Source organism: Niveibacterium sp. 24ML (assembly GCF_026586805.1).
GTDB lineage: Bacteria > Pseudomonadota > Gammaproteobacteria > Burkholderiales > Rhodocyclaceae > Niveibacterium.
Genome location: NZ_JAPFHA010000003.1, coordinates 118,711 through 134,420, shown reverse-complemented (window position 1 = coordinate 134,420; position 15,710 = coordinate 118,711). Strand labels below are relative to the sequence as shown.

Below are 15,710 nucleotides of genomic sequence, written 5' to 3'. Positions count from 1 at the left end.
ACGGCCCCCGTTTTCCATTGTGAGCACCATGACTCGAATCCTCATCGTCACGCCGAACTGGATCGGCGACTGCGTTGCCGCCCAGCCCTTGCTGATGCGCCTGGCAACGCGCCGCCCCGGCGTGGTGATCGACGCTCTGGCACCCGCCTGGGTCGCGCCGGCGATGCAGGCGATGCCGCAGATCCGCAAGGTCATCAGCAACCCCTTCGGGCATGGCGCGTTTGAACCGGTCGGGCGCTGGAAGCTGGCCCGTTCGCTGGCCGGTGAGTACGACGAAGCCTATGTGCTGCCCAACTCGTGGAAGTCGGCACTGATCCCCTTCTTTGCCGGTATCAAGGTCCGCGTCGGCTTTATCGGTGAAGCGCGTTACGGCGTGATCAACCGCGCGCACAAGCTCGACAAGCAAGCGCTGCCGCTGCAGGTGGAGCGCTACGCCCAGCTTGCCGAGGCGGCGGGCGCAACGCTCGAACGCCCCTTGCCGAATCCGGCACTGCTGCGCACGCCAGCGCAGATCGCCGCAACGCTCGCCAAGTACGAGCTCGCGACCGCAAGCACCCCGGTGGTGTTCTGCCCCGGCGCCGAATACGGCCCCGCCAAGCGCTGGCCGGAACGCCACTACGCCGAGCTGGCGCGTCGCCTCGCGGCCGACGGCACGCCGGTATGGATCCTCGGCTCGAAGAAAGATGTGCCGGTAGCCGAAGAGATCGTCCGCCTCTCAAACGGGGCGGCGCGCGATCTGTGCGGCCGCACCTCGCTGGGCGAAGCGATTGATCTGCTGGCGCACGCGCGCTTTGCCGTTACCAACGATTCGGGGCTGATGCATGTCGCCGCGGCGCTCGGCACACCGCTGGTGGCGGTGTTCGGCTCGTCCAGCCCGAACTACACGCCGCCGCTTTCCGACCGTGCCGCGGTGGTGTGGCTCAAACTGGCCTGCAGCCCCTGCTTCAAGCGGGAATGTCCGCTCGGCCACCTCGATTGCCTCAACAAGATCAGCCCAGAGCAGGTTGAAGCGCAAGCGCGCGCCCTGCTCGCCGATGGAGTCAGCGCATGAATCCGGATTTTCACGCCAGCGTCGAAGACGCCGAAGCAGCCTTCTACGACGCCTTCAACCGCTGCGATCTCGAGGCGCTGATGGCCTTGTGGTCAGAGGGAGAGGAAGTGGTCTGCATCCACCCGGGCGGCGGCCGCCTGGTAGGCCTGCACGCAATTCGCGACGCATGGAAGCAGCTCTTCGAGAGCGGCTTGCGGCTACGGCTGCGGGTGCACCACGGCATCTTTCATTCGAGTCCGATGCTGGCGGTGCGCAGCGTCTTGCAGCATGTGGTGATTGAAGGCGAAGACGGCATCCCGCCGCCGATCATCGCCACCAATGTCTATGTGCGCGGCCCTTACGGCTGGCGCATTGCAATGCACCACGCGTCGCCCTCGCCCGAGACGGCAGGCAGTTTTCAGGACGACACGCCGCGCGTCGTCCACTGAGCCGGCGGACGCACTGCGTCGCGTTCCAGAGCCGGCCCTGCCAGCGCTCGCAGCCGGTAGGCTCGCCATACGAACCATGCGCCGAGCGCCGCCAGCAAGTGCTTGAGCGTGTGACCGCTGAGCAGGCCCGTCATCTCCAGCACCGGCAGATCCGCCACTTCCAGCAGCTTGGCGAGCACATAGCTGGCCACTGCCGCCAACCACAGACGCCGCTGTGACCAGGCCAGCCCGGCGCGCCATTGCAGCAGCGGCGCCACGATCAGCAAGGCCAGTTGCAAGCCAAGGTAGGCGCGCAGATCACCCGGTGCGAGCATGAGCGCCTCGTTGGTCAGCACCACGCTCCCTGCCGCCGCGCCAAGCAGCCAGACGAGCCAGCCAAACGGCGGCCGCAGCGCAGTGCATTCCTCCAGCACGGCGGCCAGCAGTGCGCCGCAGGCCAGTGCGATCGGCAGCCGATCCCACACCAGGCGCGCATCCTCCGGCTGCAGGTGATACCAGAGCGAACCCACCGCCGTGGCGGCAATCGCAAGAAAGAACGCACGCAGCGACCAAGCCACCGGCCCGCTCAACCAGCGGCCGCGCCCGATGCCCAGTAGGCCGAGCAGCCCGACAAACAGGAAGGGCAGATTCGACAACACGTCGGCCGCGCGCGGCAACTGGCCCAGCATGCGCTGGTCGGCAAAGTCGTGATAGCCCGCCGGGGTGTGGATTGGCCCCGCCGCAACCAGCGCGATGATGATCAGAAGCACGGCGCCCAAGGGCGCGTGGTGACGCAAGACAGGTGAGTTCATTGTTGCCTCCGAGACACATTCGTGGCGACAAGCCTGCCGGCAGCGATCGGCGCCGTCATGCGGCGCGGGCACGGTGGCATCATCCGATACCCGACGATGCAATTCGTGCCACCGTCCACACGCAATGACCCCGCTCAGCCCACCGCTTCCCCCCCCCCTACCGCGCGCCAGCGTGGCTACCGGGCAGCCACGCCCAGACGATCTGGCCGCTGGCGATCAAGCCGCCGCTGCCCCCGCTCAGTCGCGAGCGCTGGGAAGCGCCCGACGGCGACTTCATCGACGTCGACTTGCTGGCCATTCGACCAGGCCGGCCGCTCATTGTTCTGTTTCACGGGCTCGAAGGTTCAAGCGGCAGCCACTACTCGCGCGCCCTGCTTGGCGCACTGCATCGCAAGGGCTGGAACGGCGCGGTGGCGCACTTTCGCGGTTGCTCGGGCGAACCCAACCGCCTCGCGCGGGCTTACCACTCGGGCGATGCCGAAGAGATCGACTGGATTCTTCGCCGTTTCGCGACGCAATTTGCCGACCTGCCCCGCTATGCAGCGGGCGTTTCGCTCGGCGGCAACGCCCTGCTGGTCTGGGCCGCGCGCGAGGGCTCAAAGGCCGCCGCGGTGGTGCGCAGCGTGGCGTCGGTCTGCGCGCCGCTGGATCTCACTGCCTGCGGCCATCATCTGGCGCAGGGCTTCAACCGGCTCTACACACGCAATTTCCTCAACACGATGAAGGCGCGCAGCCAGGAGAAACTGGCGCGCTTTCCCGGCGTGTTCGATCGAACCCGGATGCAGCGTGCGCGCAATCTGTACGAGTTCGACAACGTCGTCACCGCTCCGCTGCACGGATTCGCGGGCACCGAAGACTACTGGACGCGTTGTTCGGCCAAGCCGCTGCTGCCGCAGATCACGCTGCCGGCGCTGGTGCTCAATGCGCGCAACGACCCTTTCATTCCTCGCTCGGTCTATCCGCGCCCCGATCAACTGGGGCCGAACATGCGCTTTGAACTGACCGATCAGGGCGGCCACGTCGGTTTTGTCGAAGGCCCCTTCCCCGGCCGCATCGACTGGCTGCCGCGCCGGCTGCTGCACTTCTTCGAGCACGGTGCTTGAGCGCGCGGCGCCCACGGTTTTCACCCCAGGCCACGGCCTGACCCATCAGGAGCAAGCAATGCAGGTCCCCGCAGCAGAAATCTTCAAGGCCTACGATGTGCGCGGCATCGTCGACAAAACCCTGACGGTGGACGTCGTGCGGCAGATCGGGCGGGCATTCGGCAGCGCAGCCCGTGCGGCCGGGCAAGGCCAGGTAGTGCTTGGCCGCGATGGCCGACACTCGGGCCCCGCCTTTGTCGCCGCCTTCGCCGAAGGCGTCCTGAGCACCGGCACCAATGTCATCGACATTGGCTGTGTTGCAACACCAATCACCTACTTTGCCGCGCATCATCTGGGCACGCACACCTGCGTATCGATCACCGGCAGCCATAACCCGCCCGAGTACAACGGCCTCAAGTTCGTGCTGGCGGGCCACACCTTGCATGGTGCCGAGATTGCAGACCTGCGGCGGCGCATCATCGAGGGCGACTTCGCCGACGGCCAAGGCACGCTCAGCTACGCCGACGTGCGCGCCGACTACATCGAACGCATCGCGTCCGACATCAAACTCGCGCGGCCAATGACGGTGGTGCTCGATTCGGGCAACGGCGCCGCCGGCAACACCGCGCCGGCGCTGTTCCAGCGCCTGGGCTGCAAGGTGGTCGAGCTGTACTCGGAGGTGGACGGGGATTTCCCCAACCACCACCCCGACCCGAGCGAAGCCGACAACCTGCGCGACCTGATCACGGCACTGCGCGACACCGATGCGGAAGTCGGCCTGGCCTTTGACGGCGACGGCGACCGGCTCGGCGTCGTCACCAAGGATGGCGAGATCATCTACCCCGACCGGCAGTTGATGCTGTTTGCCACAGACATACTGGCGCGCGTGCCGGGCGGCACGATCATCTACGACGTCAAATGCAGCCGCCACCTGGATCCGTGGATTCGCGCGCACGGCGGCCAGCCGCTGATCTGGAAGACCGGCCATGCGCTGGTCAAGGCAAAACTGGCTGAAACCGGCGCACCACTGGCAGGCGAACTCAGCGGCCACATGTTCTTCAAGGAACGCTGGTACGGCTTCGACGACGGGCTCTACACCGGCGCCCGGCTGCTTGAAATCCTCTCGCGCAGCGCGGACGCCTGCGCGGCGCTCAAGGCCCTGCCAAACGCGGTGAGCACGCCCGAGTTGCATATCCGGATGCGCGAAGGCGAGCCGGCACGGCTGCTCGAAGCGCTCGTCGGCACAGGCCGTTTCGCGGGGGAGACCGGGCGCGTGACGCTGGACGGGCTGCGCGTTGAATTTGCCGACGGCTTCGGTCTGGTGCGCGCATCGAACACCACACCGGTTGCGGTGCTGCGCTTCGAGGCCGACAACGACGCCGCGCTCGCACGCATCCAGGCAGCCTTCGCGGCTGCGCTCAAGGCTGTCTGGCCCGATCTGGCGCTGGACGTCCTGACGCGCGCCACCCGTTAACGAAGGTCTGAATGAGTGAGCGAGAGGGATGCAGCGCAAGGCGCGGCGCGCGAGCGAGCACGCCGCAACGCAGCGATGCGCCGTCGCAGCCACTTATTCAGGCCTTCCCTAAGGCCCACACAAACGATTCACCTCGCGCCCGGCAGCGGGCATACTGGGGCAGCCTCCTCACCCCGTCAGGCGCTGCTGCATGAACAGGCTTACCCGATCGCTGCGTTGCCTCCGCGCTGCTTGCGCGATGCTGGCCCTGTTGGCGGCAAGCGCCGCCTGGGCAACCGACGCCCTCAAACTGCGCGGCAAGCTCGACGACAACCCCTACACGGCAGCGAGTGACGCGGTTGCCCAAGCCGAGGCGGCGCGCAAGAACGGCGACAAGCAAACGCTGCTCGAATCGCTGACCCTGGTGGCGATGGCCTACAACCTGATCGGCGATTCCAACCTTACCCGCCCGGCGCTCGCCGAGGCCCTGCCACTGGCCACCGAGCTGCACGACGCCACCGCCGAGGCCCTGTTGCACGCAGTCGATGGGGAAATGTCTGCAGTCGAGGGCGATTTCAAAACCGCGTTGCGCGCCTTTGAGCTGGCGCTTGCTGCGGCGGCCCGTGGCGGCGATGCCGACGCCGAGGCCATCGTGCGTGCGCAGTACGGCTGGTCGCTGGCCCGGACCATGCAGCGCCACCAGGATGCGGTGCCGCACTTCGAAGCCGCACTGGCCCAGTTCATGAAACGCGGCGACCGCGCGCGCGAAGCGGAACTGCGCTACCAGTCCGCCACGCTGTACGACCGCCTGCGCGACATCAAACGCGGCACCAGCGAACGGATGCGCTCGCTGGAACTGGTAGACCCGGCGCACCAGGCCTACCTTGCAGCAACGATTTACTACGAGCTGGGGGCGGTCGAGCGCTCGCGCGAGAACAGGGGCGATGCCGAACGCGCCTTGCGAATGTCGATCGAGCTGAGCCGCCGCATCGGCGACGACATGGGCGTTGCCTTCGCCGAAAGCGAACTCGCACCGCTGCTGCTCGAACAAGGAAACCCACGCGAAGCGGCGACACTGCTCAAACAAGCCCGCCCGGTGCTGGAAGCGGGCCAGAACACGATTGCGGTAGCGCGCACCGACGCCCGGCTTGCCCACGCGCTCGCCTTGCAACACGATCCGGCGGCATGGCCCGCGCTGGCAAGCGCCAAGGCCACCCTGCTCGCCACCGGCACCACCGAAGACGAAGCCATTTACTGGCGCACCGATGCCCTGGTGAACGCGGCCTTCGGCCGCTTCGAGGCCGCCTACGCCGCCAACGAGCGCGTCTTGCGGACCCAGCGCATCCAGTTCGACAGCCGGCAGGCGCAGGCCTTGAGCGAGCTAACGGTGCGCTTCGAAACCCAGCGCCGCGAGGCGGAAAACAAGCAACTGCGACTCACGCAGCAGCTCAACGACGCCACCATCGCCACCCAGCGCGCGCGCCAGCTGGCGCTGGCCGGCGGGCTCGCAGCAGCGGTCATCGCGCTGATCAGTGGCGTGGTGCTGCTACGCCGCCAGGTTGCGCTCAAGCAGCAATTCAAGGTGCTCGCGCTGCAAGACGAACTGACCGGTGCGCCGAATCGCCGCGCAATCATGCAGTTTGCCGAGGTCATCATCGCGCGCCCGAGCGGCGAAGGCGACAACGCGGTGATCGCCTTGCTGGATCTGGATCACTTCAAGCAGATCAACGACAGCTTCGGCCACGACGTGGGCGACGCGGTGCTGCGCGGTTTCTACAAGGCAGCCGCGAGCGCGATCCGCCCCGACGACATGCTCGGCCGCGCCGGCGGCGAAGAGTGGCTGCTGGTGATGCCGGTTGCGCCGCCCGGCGCCGAGGAGTCGGTGTTCGAGCGGATGCGCACTGCGGTGGCCGGCATGCATGCGGCGGGGCTCCCGTCCGGCCACCGAGTCGCCTTCAGCATGGGGGTGGCACGCGTGCGCAAGGGCGAAGGCCTGACCCACGCCTTGCGCCGCGCCGACCTCGCCCTTTACGAAGCAAAGCAGGCCGGCCGCGACCGCCTCGCCAAGGCCGATTGAAGGCGCTCAGATCTCGACCTGGCTCCCCAGTTCCACCACGCGATTGGGCGGCAGATTGAAGAATGCCGCCGCGCTGGTGGCATTGCGGAACATGAACTCGAAGACCCGCTCGCGCCACAGGGCCATGCCCTCGCCCGGCGTTGGCAGCAAGGTTTCGCGGCTCAGGAAGTAGGAGACGCGCATCGGCTCAAGCGCCAGATCCTGCTCGGCGCACCACTCAAGCGCCGCTGGAACATCGGGCTCTTCCATGAAACCGAAGTAGAGCTTCACGCGCCAGCAACCGGCAGCGATGCGCTCCACCAGCACCCGCTGCGAATCCGGCACACGAGGTTGCTGCATGAAGGCCACGCTCACGAACACCGTAGTCTCGTGCATCACCATGTTGTGCTTGAGGTTGTGCAACAAGGCGCGCGGCACGGTATCGCAGCGCGGCGAGAGAAACACCGCCGCGCTGGGCACCCGCGCCAGGGCAGGGTCCGCCACCAGCGCTTCGATGAAGGGCACAAGCGGAATCCCTTCGTCTTCACTGCGCCGCGCCAACTGTTCGCGGCCACGGCGCCAGGTGGACAGGAGCGTGAATAGCAGCCCGCCAAACACCAGCGGGAACCAGCCGCCATCAGCGATCTTGGTGGCGTTCGCCGCACAGAAGGCCAATTCCACCGCCAGCAAGGGCCCCCACACCAGCACTGCAAGCGCGGTCGGCCAGTTCCAGTCGCGCCGCGACACCGAGAAAGCCAGCAAGGTGGTGATCACCATCGTCATCGACACCGCAATGCCGTACGCCGCGGCCAGGTTGGTTGAAGAGCGGAAGCCCACCACCACCGCCAGCACCAGCGCGAGCAAGAGCCAGTTCATGAAGGGCACGTAGATCTGCCCCATCTGCGCGCCCGAGGTGTGCTGGATCGCGATGCGCGGGCAATAGCCCAGCTGCACCAGTTCGCGCGTGACCGAATACACCCCGGTAATCAGGGCCTGCGAGGCAATCACCGAGGCGGCAGTCGCGAGCGCCACCAAGGGCAGCACCCCCCACGAAGGCACCGACAGGTAGAAGGGGTTGCTCACCGCCGCCGGGTCGGCAATGAGCACCGCGCCCTGGCCGAAGTAGTTGAGCAACAGGCCCGGCATGACAAAGCCGAGCCAGGCCACGCGGATCGGGCGGGCGCCAAAGTGGCCCATGTCGGCGTACAAGGCCTCGGCGCCGGTGACCGTCAGGAACACGGCGCCGAGCGCCAGAAACGCAACCATCGGGTTGCTGACGAAGAAGCCGATCGCGTAGGTCGGCGACAAGGCTGCCAACACTTCGGGATGGCGCAAGATGTTCGACACCCCGATCACCGCCAGCGCGAGGAACCACACCGCCACCACCGGCCCGAAGATGCGGCCCACGCTCGCGGTGCCACGCCGTTGCGGCAGGAACAGCGCAATCAGGATGCCCAGCGCGATCGGCACCACGAAGGGCTTCATCGCCGGGGTGGCCACCTCAAGCCCTTCGACTGCAGAGAGCACCGAGATCGCCGGCGTGATCACCCCGTCGCCGTAGAACAGCGCGGCACCGGCAAGGCCCAGCGCAATCGCGATCGCCTTCTTGCGCGGCCGGTCGCCCGAGCGTTCGACCACCCGCGCAAGCAGCGCCACGACGCCACCCTCGCCGTGGTTGTCGGCGCGCAGCACCAGTACCACGTACTTGAGCGTCACCACGATGATCAGCGTCCACACGATCAGCGAAAGGATGCCGAGGATGTTTTCCGGCGTCACCGCCAGCGGGTAGTGCGTTTGCGCGAAGGCTTCCTTCATTGCGTAGAGCGGGCTGGTGCCGATATCGCCGAAGACGACGCCAAGCGCCGCGAGGGTCAGTGCTGCAGGGGTACTGCGTTCATTGTTGTGGGGCATTGATGTCTTTCCGGATCAGCGCGCTTCAGGCAAGGAAGCGGTAGCCAACCCCAGTTTCGGTAATGAAATGTCGCGGCCGTGCGGGGTCGTCCTCAAGCTTTGCCCGCAGGTGGCCAAGATAAATTCGCAGGTAGTGCGCCGACTCGGCGTAGGCCTGGCCCCATACCGCGCGCAGCAGGTGCCGGTGTGTCAGCACCCGCCCCTGCCCCGCCACCAGCGCCACCAGCAACTTGTATTCGGTGGGGGTGAGGTGGACCGGTTCGCCGCCGCGGCTGACCTGTTGCCGGGCCACATCGAGCACGACCGACCCGAAGGTGACGATCGATTGCGGCACCTGGGCGCGCAACTGCCGGCGCAGCAGCGCGCGCACGCGTGCCAGCAGCTCCGGCAGGCTGAAGGGTTTGCTCAGGTAATCGTCGGCGCCGGCATCGAGCGCAGCCACCTTGACCACTTCATCGTGGCGCGCCGACAAGATCAGCACCGGCGCGGCAGACCAGTCGCGGAAGCGGCGTACGAATTCAACGCCATCGCCGTCCGGCAGACCCAGATCGAGCACCACCAGTTCCGGGTTGCGGTTGGCCGCATCGGTCAGCGCCTGCTGCAGGGATGCCGCCTCGTGCACCAGGTAGCCCTCGCCCAGCACGGCCTCAGCCACCAGGCGGCGGATCTGTGGCTCATCTTCCACCACCATGATCAGGGTCTGCGGCGTCGTCATGCGGCGCCCTCCTGGGTTTCGGCCTCGATCACCGGCATTTCGCGCCGCGGCATCACCCATTCGAAGATGCAGCCCTGCGGACTGTTCGGCAAGGCCTCAACCCGCCCGCCATGCAGCTCAGCCACTGCGCGGCAGATTGCCAGACCAAGCCCCAAGCCCGATGGCCCGCCTTCGCGCTGACCGCGGGCAAAGGGCTCGAAGAGCGCCTGCGAGCCACCCGCCGGAAGGCCGGGGCCGTTGTCTGCCACCCTCAGGTGCATCTGGCCGGGCGTTACATACGCACAGACACGGATCGTGCTGCCAGCCGGGGTATAGCGTTGGGCGTTGTCCAGAAGATTGGCCACCAGGCGCGATGCGAGCACCGCGTCGCACTCGACCAGCGGCAGATCAGAGGGCACATCCAGTTCCAGCAGATGGCTGCTCAAGCGGGCATCGAGGCTTGCCACGGCTGCGCCAACGATCTCCTGAATCGATTCCCACTCACGGCGCAGGCTTGCGCCACTTTGCAGCCGCGCCATGTCGATCAGGTCATTGGCAAATTCGTTCAGCGACAAGGCCTGTTCGCGCAGACTCGCGAGGGTCTTGCGGGTTGCATCTGCCCCCGCCAGCGGCGAGGCAGAAAGCGAATCGGTGAGCCCGACCAGAACGGTGAGCGGGGTCCGGATGTCGTGCGACAGCACCGAAAGGATGGTGTTGCGCAGTCTCTCGCGCGCCATCTCGACGCTTGCCGACTGCGCCACGTCCACAAAGTGCAGGCGCTCAAGGGCGGTAGCCACCAGTAGCCCCATCGCGGCGACCAGATCGCGCGCACCATCGTGCGCCGCACGCGGCGGCAACTCCACCACCAGAATGCCGCGCAATCGCCCGGCAACACGCAAGGGTTGCACACGCAGATCGCGCTCCAGTGCGGGCGGATCGGCCCAGTCGAACGGGGCCTCGGATTCAAGCGCGAGGTCGAGCGCGCGTGAGGGCACGCAGGCAGGCGGCAGCGCGCCGCCAATTGCGGTGGGCGCTTCGTTCGCATTGCTCTGCCACAACTGCGCGCGCGCGCCGAGCTGTTCGTGCAACACGTGTTGCACGGTCTCCGCCACTTGCGCCGGCGCGAAGGCCCCGGCCAGCCGCTCAGCCGCAAGGTAGAGCGTTGCCGTATCGCGCTCGCGCGCGGTGGCCCGCGCGGCCTCGTCATGCAAGCGGGCAGCCAGGTGCGCAGCAACCAGCCCCACCGCCAGCATGACCACAAAGGTGACCAGGTACTCGGCGTCATGCACGGCAAAGGAGAATCGCGGCGGCACGAACAGCAGGTCAAACGCCGCCACGCTGGCCACCGCACACAGCACGGCGGGCGCAATGCCATACCTGACCGCCACGCCAACCACCCCGAGCAGGTAAGGCATGGCAAGATTGGTCAGCGCAAAATGCGGTACCGCCAGAACGCCCCCTGCGCTGACCAGCAGCACTGGCACAAAGGCCATGACAAAGCCCAGCCAGCGGGGTGACTGCAGTGATCCAGCCAAGGCATGGCGCGGGTTCAAGTTCAACATCTCCAGAAATGGGTTGATTCCGAGCGTAATGCGAATGAGGTAAACACGATGCAAAAGTTGCGTTATCTCGATTGCGGCACCCTCAACAAGTGCAAAACGGTGCCGTAGACTGCGGTATGAGCAAATCCAGCACAGCCTTCCTCGGGCGCCAACCCATTCTCGATCGCGACCGCCAGATGGTTGGCTTTGAGTTGCTCTTTCGGGGCGGCACCGAGAACATGGCGCGCGTGACCGACGACACGATGGCAACCGCCACTGTCGTGACGCGCGCATTCACCGACCTGGGCATCGACGCCGCGCTGGGCACCGGGCTGGGCTTTATCAACTGCGACGCCAACCTGCTGCTCTCTGATGCAATCGAAGTGCTGCCCTGCAGCCGAATTGTGCTGGAAATCCTTGAGACGGTTGAGCCCACACCGGAAGTGATCGAGCGCTGCCGAGCGCTGCGCGAAAAAGGCTTCATGCTGGCGCTCGATGACTACATCGGCGCGGAAGACCGTTTCCGCGAACTGCTCAAGCTGGTCGATTTCATCAAGGTGGACATCCAGCCCCTTTCCGAAGCGGAGCTGCGCACGCTGACAGCCCGCTTGCTGCCGCTGGGCGTGCCATTGCTGGCGGAAAAAGTGGACAACCTGGCGCAGGCCGACCTGTGCCGCGATCTTGGCTACGAGCTGTTCCAGGGTTACTTCTTCGCCCGCCCGACCATTCTCGAGCGGCGCAAACTCAACCAGAACGAACTGACCCTGATGCGCCTGCTCGGGCTGGTCATCCAGGATGCCGAGACCGACGCGCTGGAGGCCGTCATCAAGGCCGATCCAAGTCTTGCGGTGAATTTGCTGCGGTTGGTGAATTCGGTGGGCGCTGGTTTGCGCAGCCCGGTGCATTCGATGCGTCAGGCAATCACTGCGCTGGGCCGGCGCCAGCTGCAGCGGTGGGTGCAATTGCTGCTTTTCGCGCGGCCCGGCAGCGCGCCGGCTGGCGACCCGCTGATGACGATGGCCGCCACCCGCGGCCGCTTGCTCGAACTGCTGACCGAACAACGAGACAGCCCGCTGCACGCGCTGAACGATGAGGCCTTCCTGGCGGGCGTGCTGTCGCTGCTGCCGGCACTGCTGGCCACTCCGATGGAAGAGATCCTCAGCGGCTTGCCGGTTTCCGAGCGGCTCCGGTCAGCGATGGTGGAACGCGGCGGCCCACTCGGCGCGCTGCTGAAATTAGCCCAAACGCTCGAAGACGAGGATCAGGACGCCTTCCTCGCAGCCCTGGCGCAGTGCCCGGGCGTAACGGCAGAAGCCGTTTTCTCGGCCGAGTCCGCGGCCATGGCTTGGGCCTCGCAGATCGGAAAACCGGCGCAGGAATGACGTTGCGAACTCCACAACTGGCAGCGGTCTTGCGGCGAGGCAGGCTGGCGCTCGTTTTTCGCGCATGGCTGGCGCTGTTGCCGATCCTGCCGTGCTGGCAAGCGGTGCAGGCCGCGCCGGCAAACCAGGAAAAGGTCGTGCTGCAGTTGAAATGGCAGCATCAGTTCCAGTTTGCCGGCTACTACGCCGCACTCTTCAAGGGCTACTACTGGGACGCCGGCCTCGATGTCGAGATCCGCGAAGCGGTCAGCGGCGAAAACCCGATCAACCAGGTGCTCAACGGCAATGCCGACTTCGGCGTTGGCACCAGCGAACTGCTTCTGCTCCGGAATGCCGGCAAACCAGTGGTCGTGCTGGCCGTGATCTTCCAGCATTCACCCCTGACCCTGCTGACGCGCCGCGGCAGCGGCATCAAGACCTTGCAGGATCTGGCGGGCAAGAAAGTCATGATCGAGCCCAATTCGGCCGAACTCTTCGCCTATCTCAAGCGTGAGAAGGTCGAAGCCGACTCGCTCAGGATCGTGCCGCACAAATTCAATGCCGATGATCTGGTGGCCGGCAAAGTCGATGCGATGTCGGTCTACTCCACCGACGAACCCTTTGAACTCAAGCAGTACGGTGTGGCCTACGACCTCTTCGAACCGCGCTCGGCCGGCATCGACTTTTACGGCGACAACCTGTTCACCACCCAGGCGCAAATCCAGAAGCATCCCGAGCGGGTACGCGCATTCCGCGAAGCCACGCTGCGCGGCTGGGCCTACGCCATGCAGCACCCGGAAGAAATCATCAACCTGATCCTCACGCAGTATGGCGAGCGCCACACCGCCGAACACCTGCGCTTCGAGGCTACGGTGATGGAGCGCCTGCTGCAACCTTCACTGGTAGAGCCCGGCTACATGCACATCGGGCGCTGGCAGCATGTGGCCAACACCTACGCCGAGCTCGGGCTCCTGCCCAAAGATGTCTCGCTCGACGGCTTCCTTTACGAAGACAGCGTGAGCTCGGAATCATCACGGCAACGCAAATGGCTGGTCGTGAGCCTGGCGGCGCTGCTCTTGATCGCCGGCGTTGCCGCCTACGTGTTGCGCCTCAATTACCGCCTGCAGGCGGCGCGCGAACAGCAGCGGGTCATCATCGATACCGCGCCGCTGGCCCTCATCGTGCTGGGCGACGACAACCGTGTCACCAGCTGGAACCGGGCCGCCGAGCGCACCTTCGGCTGGAAGTGGGACGACGTGCGCAACCGCAATCTGCTCGACTTCATCGTCCCGAGCGACGACCGCAAGACGTGCGCCGACATGCTGGAAGCGGCCCGGGCTGCGGCCGAAGCCAGCCAGCATGAGGCGGTGTGGGCCAATACCTCAGAGGGGCGGCGCATCCTGTGCGACTGGCGCTTTGCGGTGATGCCGTCGAGCAATGGCCGGCTTCGGCGCCTGGTGGCAATGGCCATCGATGTCACGGCGCAGCGTGAGCTTGAAGCGCGCCTGAACCTGATGGCGCATGCAGACCCACTGACCGGCCTGGCCAACCGTTCGCTCTTCTACGACCGCCTCGAACGCGCGCTGTCGCTGGCGCATCGCCACACTGGCCATGTCGCGCTGATCTACCTGGATCTGGACGATTTCAAGGAAGTGAACGACACCTGGGGGCACGCCGCCGGTGACATGGTGCTGCGCTCGATTGCCATGCGGCTGCGCAAGCTGGTGCGTGAATCGGACACAGTCAGCCGCATCGGCGGCGACGAGTTCGTGATCTTGCTGCAGGAAATCGAATCACCCGAAGCGGCGATGATCGTCGCCCACAAGGCGGAGGAAGCGGCCCGGCTGCCGATCGAGATCCGCCCCGCCCGCTACACGCAGATCGGCGCCAGCATTGGCATCGCGTTCAGCCCGATCCACGGCGACAACCCCGAATCGCTGATGCGCGCCGCAGACGAAGCCATGTACCGCATCAAGCACGGCGGCAAGCACGGCGTCGCCGTGGCACGCGAGCACTGAACGCGGCGGGGCGCCCCCGCCGCATCACCCCGGCAATCAGGGATACAGACCGCGCTCCTCACGCGCTTGCAGGATGCGCGTGCAAGCCACCACGAAGGCCGCCGTGCGAAGCGGAATCTTGTGCTCTTGCCCGGTATCCCAGATCTTGCGGAAGGCCTCGGCGAGGATGCGTTCGAGGCGCATGTTGATCTCATCCTCGCTCCAGAAGAAGCTGGCGATGTCCTGCACCCACTCGAAGTACGACACCGTGACGCCGCCCGCGTTGGCGATGACATCGGGCACCACCAGCACACCCTTGCTGGTGAGGATGTCGTCTGCCTCAGGTACCGTCGGGCCGTTGGCGCCCTCAAGCACCACGCGGGTCTTGATGCGTTTGGCACGCTCGGGGGTGATCTGGCCTTCGAGCGCGGCCGGTATCAGGAATTCGGTTTCCACATCCCAGAACTGTTCGTTCGGAATCACCTCGCAGCCCGGGCACTTGCCGATGCCGCCATCGCGACGCAGCGTCGCCATCAGATCATCGATATCAAGGCCATTGGCGTTGTAAATCGTGCCAGTGTGATCCTGCACGGCAACAATCTTGGCCCCGTTCCCGGCAAACAATTCCGCGGCTGCACTACCCACATTGCCAAAGCCCTGAACGGCTACCCGCGCGCCGTTGATCGGCAGATCGATCCGCCGAGCCACTTCGCGGCCAATCACGAATACGCCGCGCCCGGTCGATTTGAGGCGCCCGAGCGAACCACCCAGTTCGATCGGCTTGCCCGTCACCACGCCGGTTGCGGTGGCGCCGACGTTCATCGAGTACGTATCCATCATCCACGCCATGATCTGCGCGTTGGTGTTGACGTCGGGCGCCGGAATATCCTTGTCCGGCCCGATGATCAGGCCGATCTCGCTGGTGTAGCGGCGGGTGAGTTTTTCCAGTTCTTTCTTCGACAGGGTCTTGGGGTCGACGCGCACGCCGCCCTTGGCACCGCCGTAGGGCAGGTTTACCGCCGCGTTCTTCACCGTCATCCACGCCGACAGCGCCATTACCTCTTCCAGAGTCACGTCGGGGTGGAAGCGCACGCCCCCCTTGCCCGGCCCGCGTGAAAGATTGTGCTGCACACGAAAGCCTTCAAAGTGGCGGATGCTGCCGTCGTCCATCTCGATCGGGATATCAACGATCAAGGCGCGCTTGGGCCGCCGCAGGGTCTCTGCCCAGCGCCCGAGGTGCCCCAGGTAAGGCACTACGCGCTCAACCTGTTCAAGGTAGGTTGCCCACGGCCCCCCGACCGTCGTTGCAACATAAGAAAGCCTGTCCATCTTGCCTCCCCCGTTA

At 65.9% G+C, this 15,710-nt stretch carries 11 protein-coding genes and 1 pseudogene; 7 read left to right on the top strand and 5 right to left on the bottom strand.

What is annotated here, in order from left to right:
* Nucleotides 1-28 precede the first annotated feature (28 nt).
* Nucleotides 29-1,051, top strand: a complete 1,023-nt coding sequence (gene waaF, locus OPU71_RS03720) for a lipopolysaccharide heptosyltransferase II (RefSeq protein ID WP_267725032.1) — start codon at nucleotides 29-31, stop codon at nucleotides 1,049-1,051.
* Nucleotides 1,048-1,479, top strand: coding sequence for a YybH family protein (locus OPU71_RS03715; protein ID WP_267725031.1), 432 nt, complete (start codon nucleotides 1,048-1,050; stop codon nucleotides 1,477-1,479). Before waaF ends, OPU71_RS03715 begins: the two co-directional genes overlap by 4 nt.
* Here the strand turns inward: OPU71_RS03715 and OPU71_RS03710 are convergent.
* Nucleotides 1,449-2,270, bottom strand: a complete 822-nt coding sequence (locus OPU71_RS03710) for a hypothetical protein (RefSeq protein ID WP_267725030.1) — start codon at nucleotides 2,268-2,270, stop codon at nucleotides 1,449-1,451. The genes OPU71_RS03715 and OPU71_RS03710 overlap by 31 nt on opposite strands.
* Before the next feature lie 194 nt (nucleotides 2,271-2,464).
* On the opposite strand from OPU71_RS03710, the pseudogene OPU71_RS03705 reads away from it, so the two are divergent.
* The 3 genes and pseudogenes from OPU71_RS03705 to OPU71_RS03695 form a co-directional block, all read left to right on the top strand.
* Nucleotides 2,465-3,373: pseudogene (locus tag OPU71_RS03705) on the top strand (hydrolase); the annotation flags it as partial.
* A gap of 58 nt (nucleotides 3,374-3,431) precedes the next feature.
* A complete protein-coding gene (locus OPU71_RS03700; RefSeq protein ID WP_267725028.1) occupies nucleotides 3,432-4,826 on the top strand; it encodes a phosphomannomutase/phosphoglucomutase in 1,395 nt (464 codons plus the stop codon).
* A gap of 238 nt (nucleotides 4,827-5,064) precedes the next feature.
* Nucleotides 5,065-6,882, top strand: coding sequence for a GGDEF domain-containing protein (locus OPU71_RS03695; RefSeq protein WP_267725027.1), 1,818 nt, complete (start codon nucleotides 5,065-5,067; stop codon nucleotides 6,880-6,882).
* Nucleotides 6,883-6,888: 6 nt separating this feature from the next.
* On the opposite strand, the gene OPU71_RS03690 is transcribed toward OPU71_RS03695, so the two are convergent.
* The 3 genes from OPU71_RS03690 to OPU71_RS03680 are packed head-to-tail and all read right to left on the bottom strand — an operon-like array spanning nucleotide 6,889 to nucleotide 11,019.
* Complete coding sequence (locus tag OPU71_RS03690; protein ID WP_267725026.1) at nucleotides 6,889-8,772, bottom strand: potassium transporter Kup; 1,884 nt, start codon at nucleotides 8,770-8,772, stop codon at nucleotides 6,889-6,891.
* Nucleotides 8,773-8,797: 25 nt separating this feature from the next.
* Nucleotides 8,798-9,487 carry a response regulator gene (locus OPU71_RS03685; RefSeq protein WP_267725025.1) on the bottom strand — a complete coding sequence of 230 codons (690 nt, stop codon included), beginning with the start codon at nucleotides 9,485-9,487 and terminating at the stop codon, nucleotides 8,798-8,800.
* Nucleotides 9,484-11,019 (bottom strand): DUF4118 domain-containing protein, encoded by a 1,536-nt coding sequence (locus OPU71_RS03680; RefSeq protein ID WP_267725023.1) that lies wholly within the window; start codon nucleotides 11,017-11,019, stop codon nucleotides 9,484-9,486. The genes OPU71_RS03685 and OPU71_RS03680 overlap by 4 nt, the downstream gene beginning before the upstream one ends.
* Nucleotides 11,020-11,144: 125 nt before the next feature.
* Here OPU71_RS03680 and OPU71_RS03675 point away from each other — a divergent pair, with 125 nt between their 5' ends.
* Together OPU71_RS03675 and OPU71_RS03670 are read left to right on the top strand one after the other, a co-directional pair.
* Entirely contained in the window at nucleotides 11,145-12,389 is a 1,245-nt protein-coding gene (locus OPU71_RS03675; protein WP_267725022.1) for an EAL and HDOD domain-containing protein, read from the top strand.
* Nucleotides 12,386-14,386, top strand: a complete 2,001-nt coding sequence (locus OPU71_RS03670; RefSeq protein ID WP_267725021.1) for an ABC transporter substrate-binding protein — start codon at nucleotides 12,386-12,388, stop codon at nucleotides 14,384-14,386. The genes OPU71_RS03675 and OPU71_RS03670 overlap by 4 nt, the downstream gene beginning before the upstream one ends.
* Before the next feature lie 36 nt (nucleotides 14,387-14,422).
* Here the strand turns inward: OPU71_RS03670 and OPU71_RS03665 are convergent, their stop codons facing one another.
* Nucleotides 14,423-15,694 carry a Glu/Leu/Phe/Val family dehydrogenase gene (locus OPU71_RS03665; RefSeq protein WP_267725019.1) on the bottom strand — a complete coding sequence of 424 codons (1,272 nt, stop codon included), beginning with the start codon at nucleotides 15,692-15,694 and terminating at the stop codon, nucleotides 14,423-14,425.
* Nucleotides 15,695-15,710 lie beyond the last annotated feature (16 nt).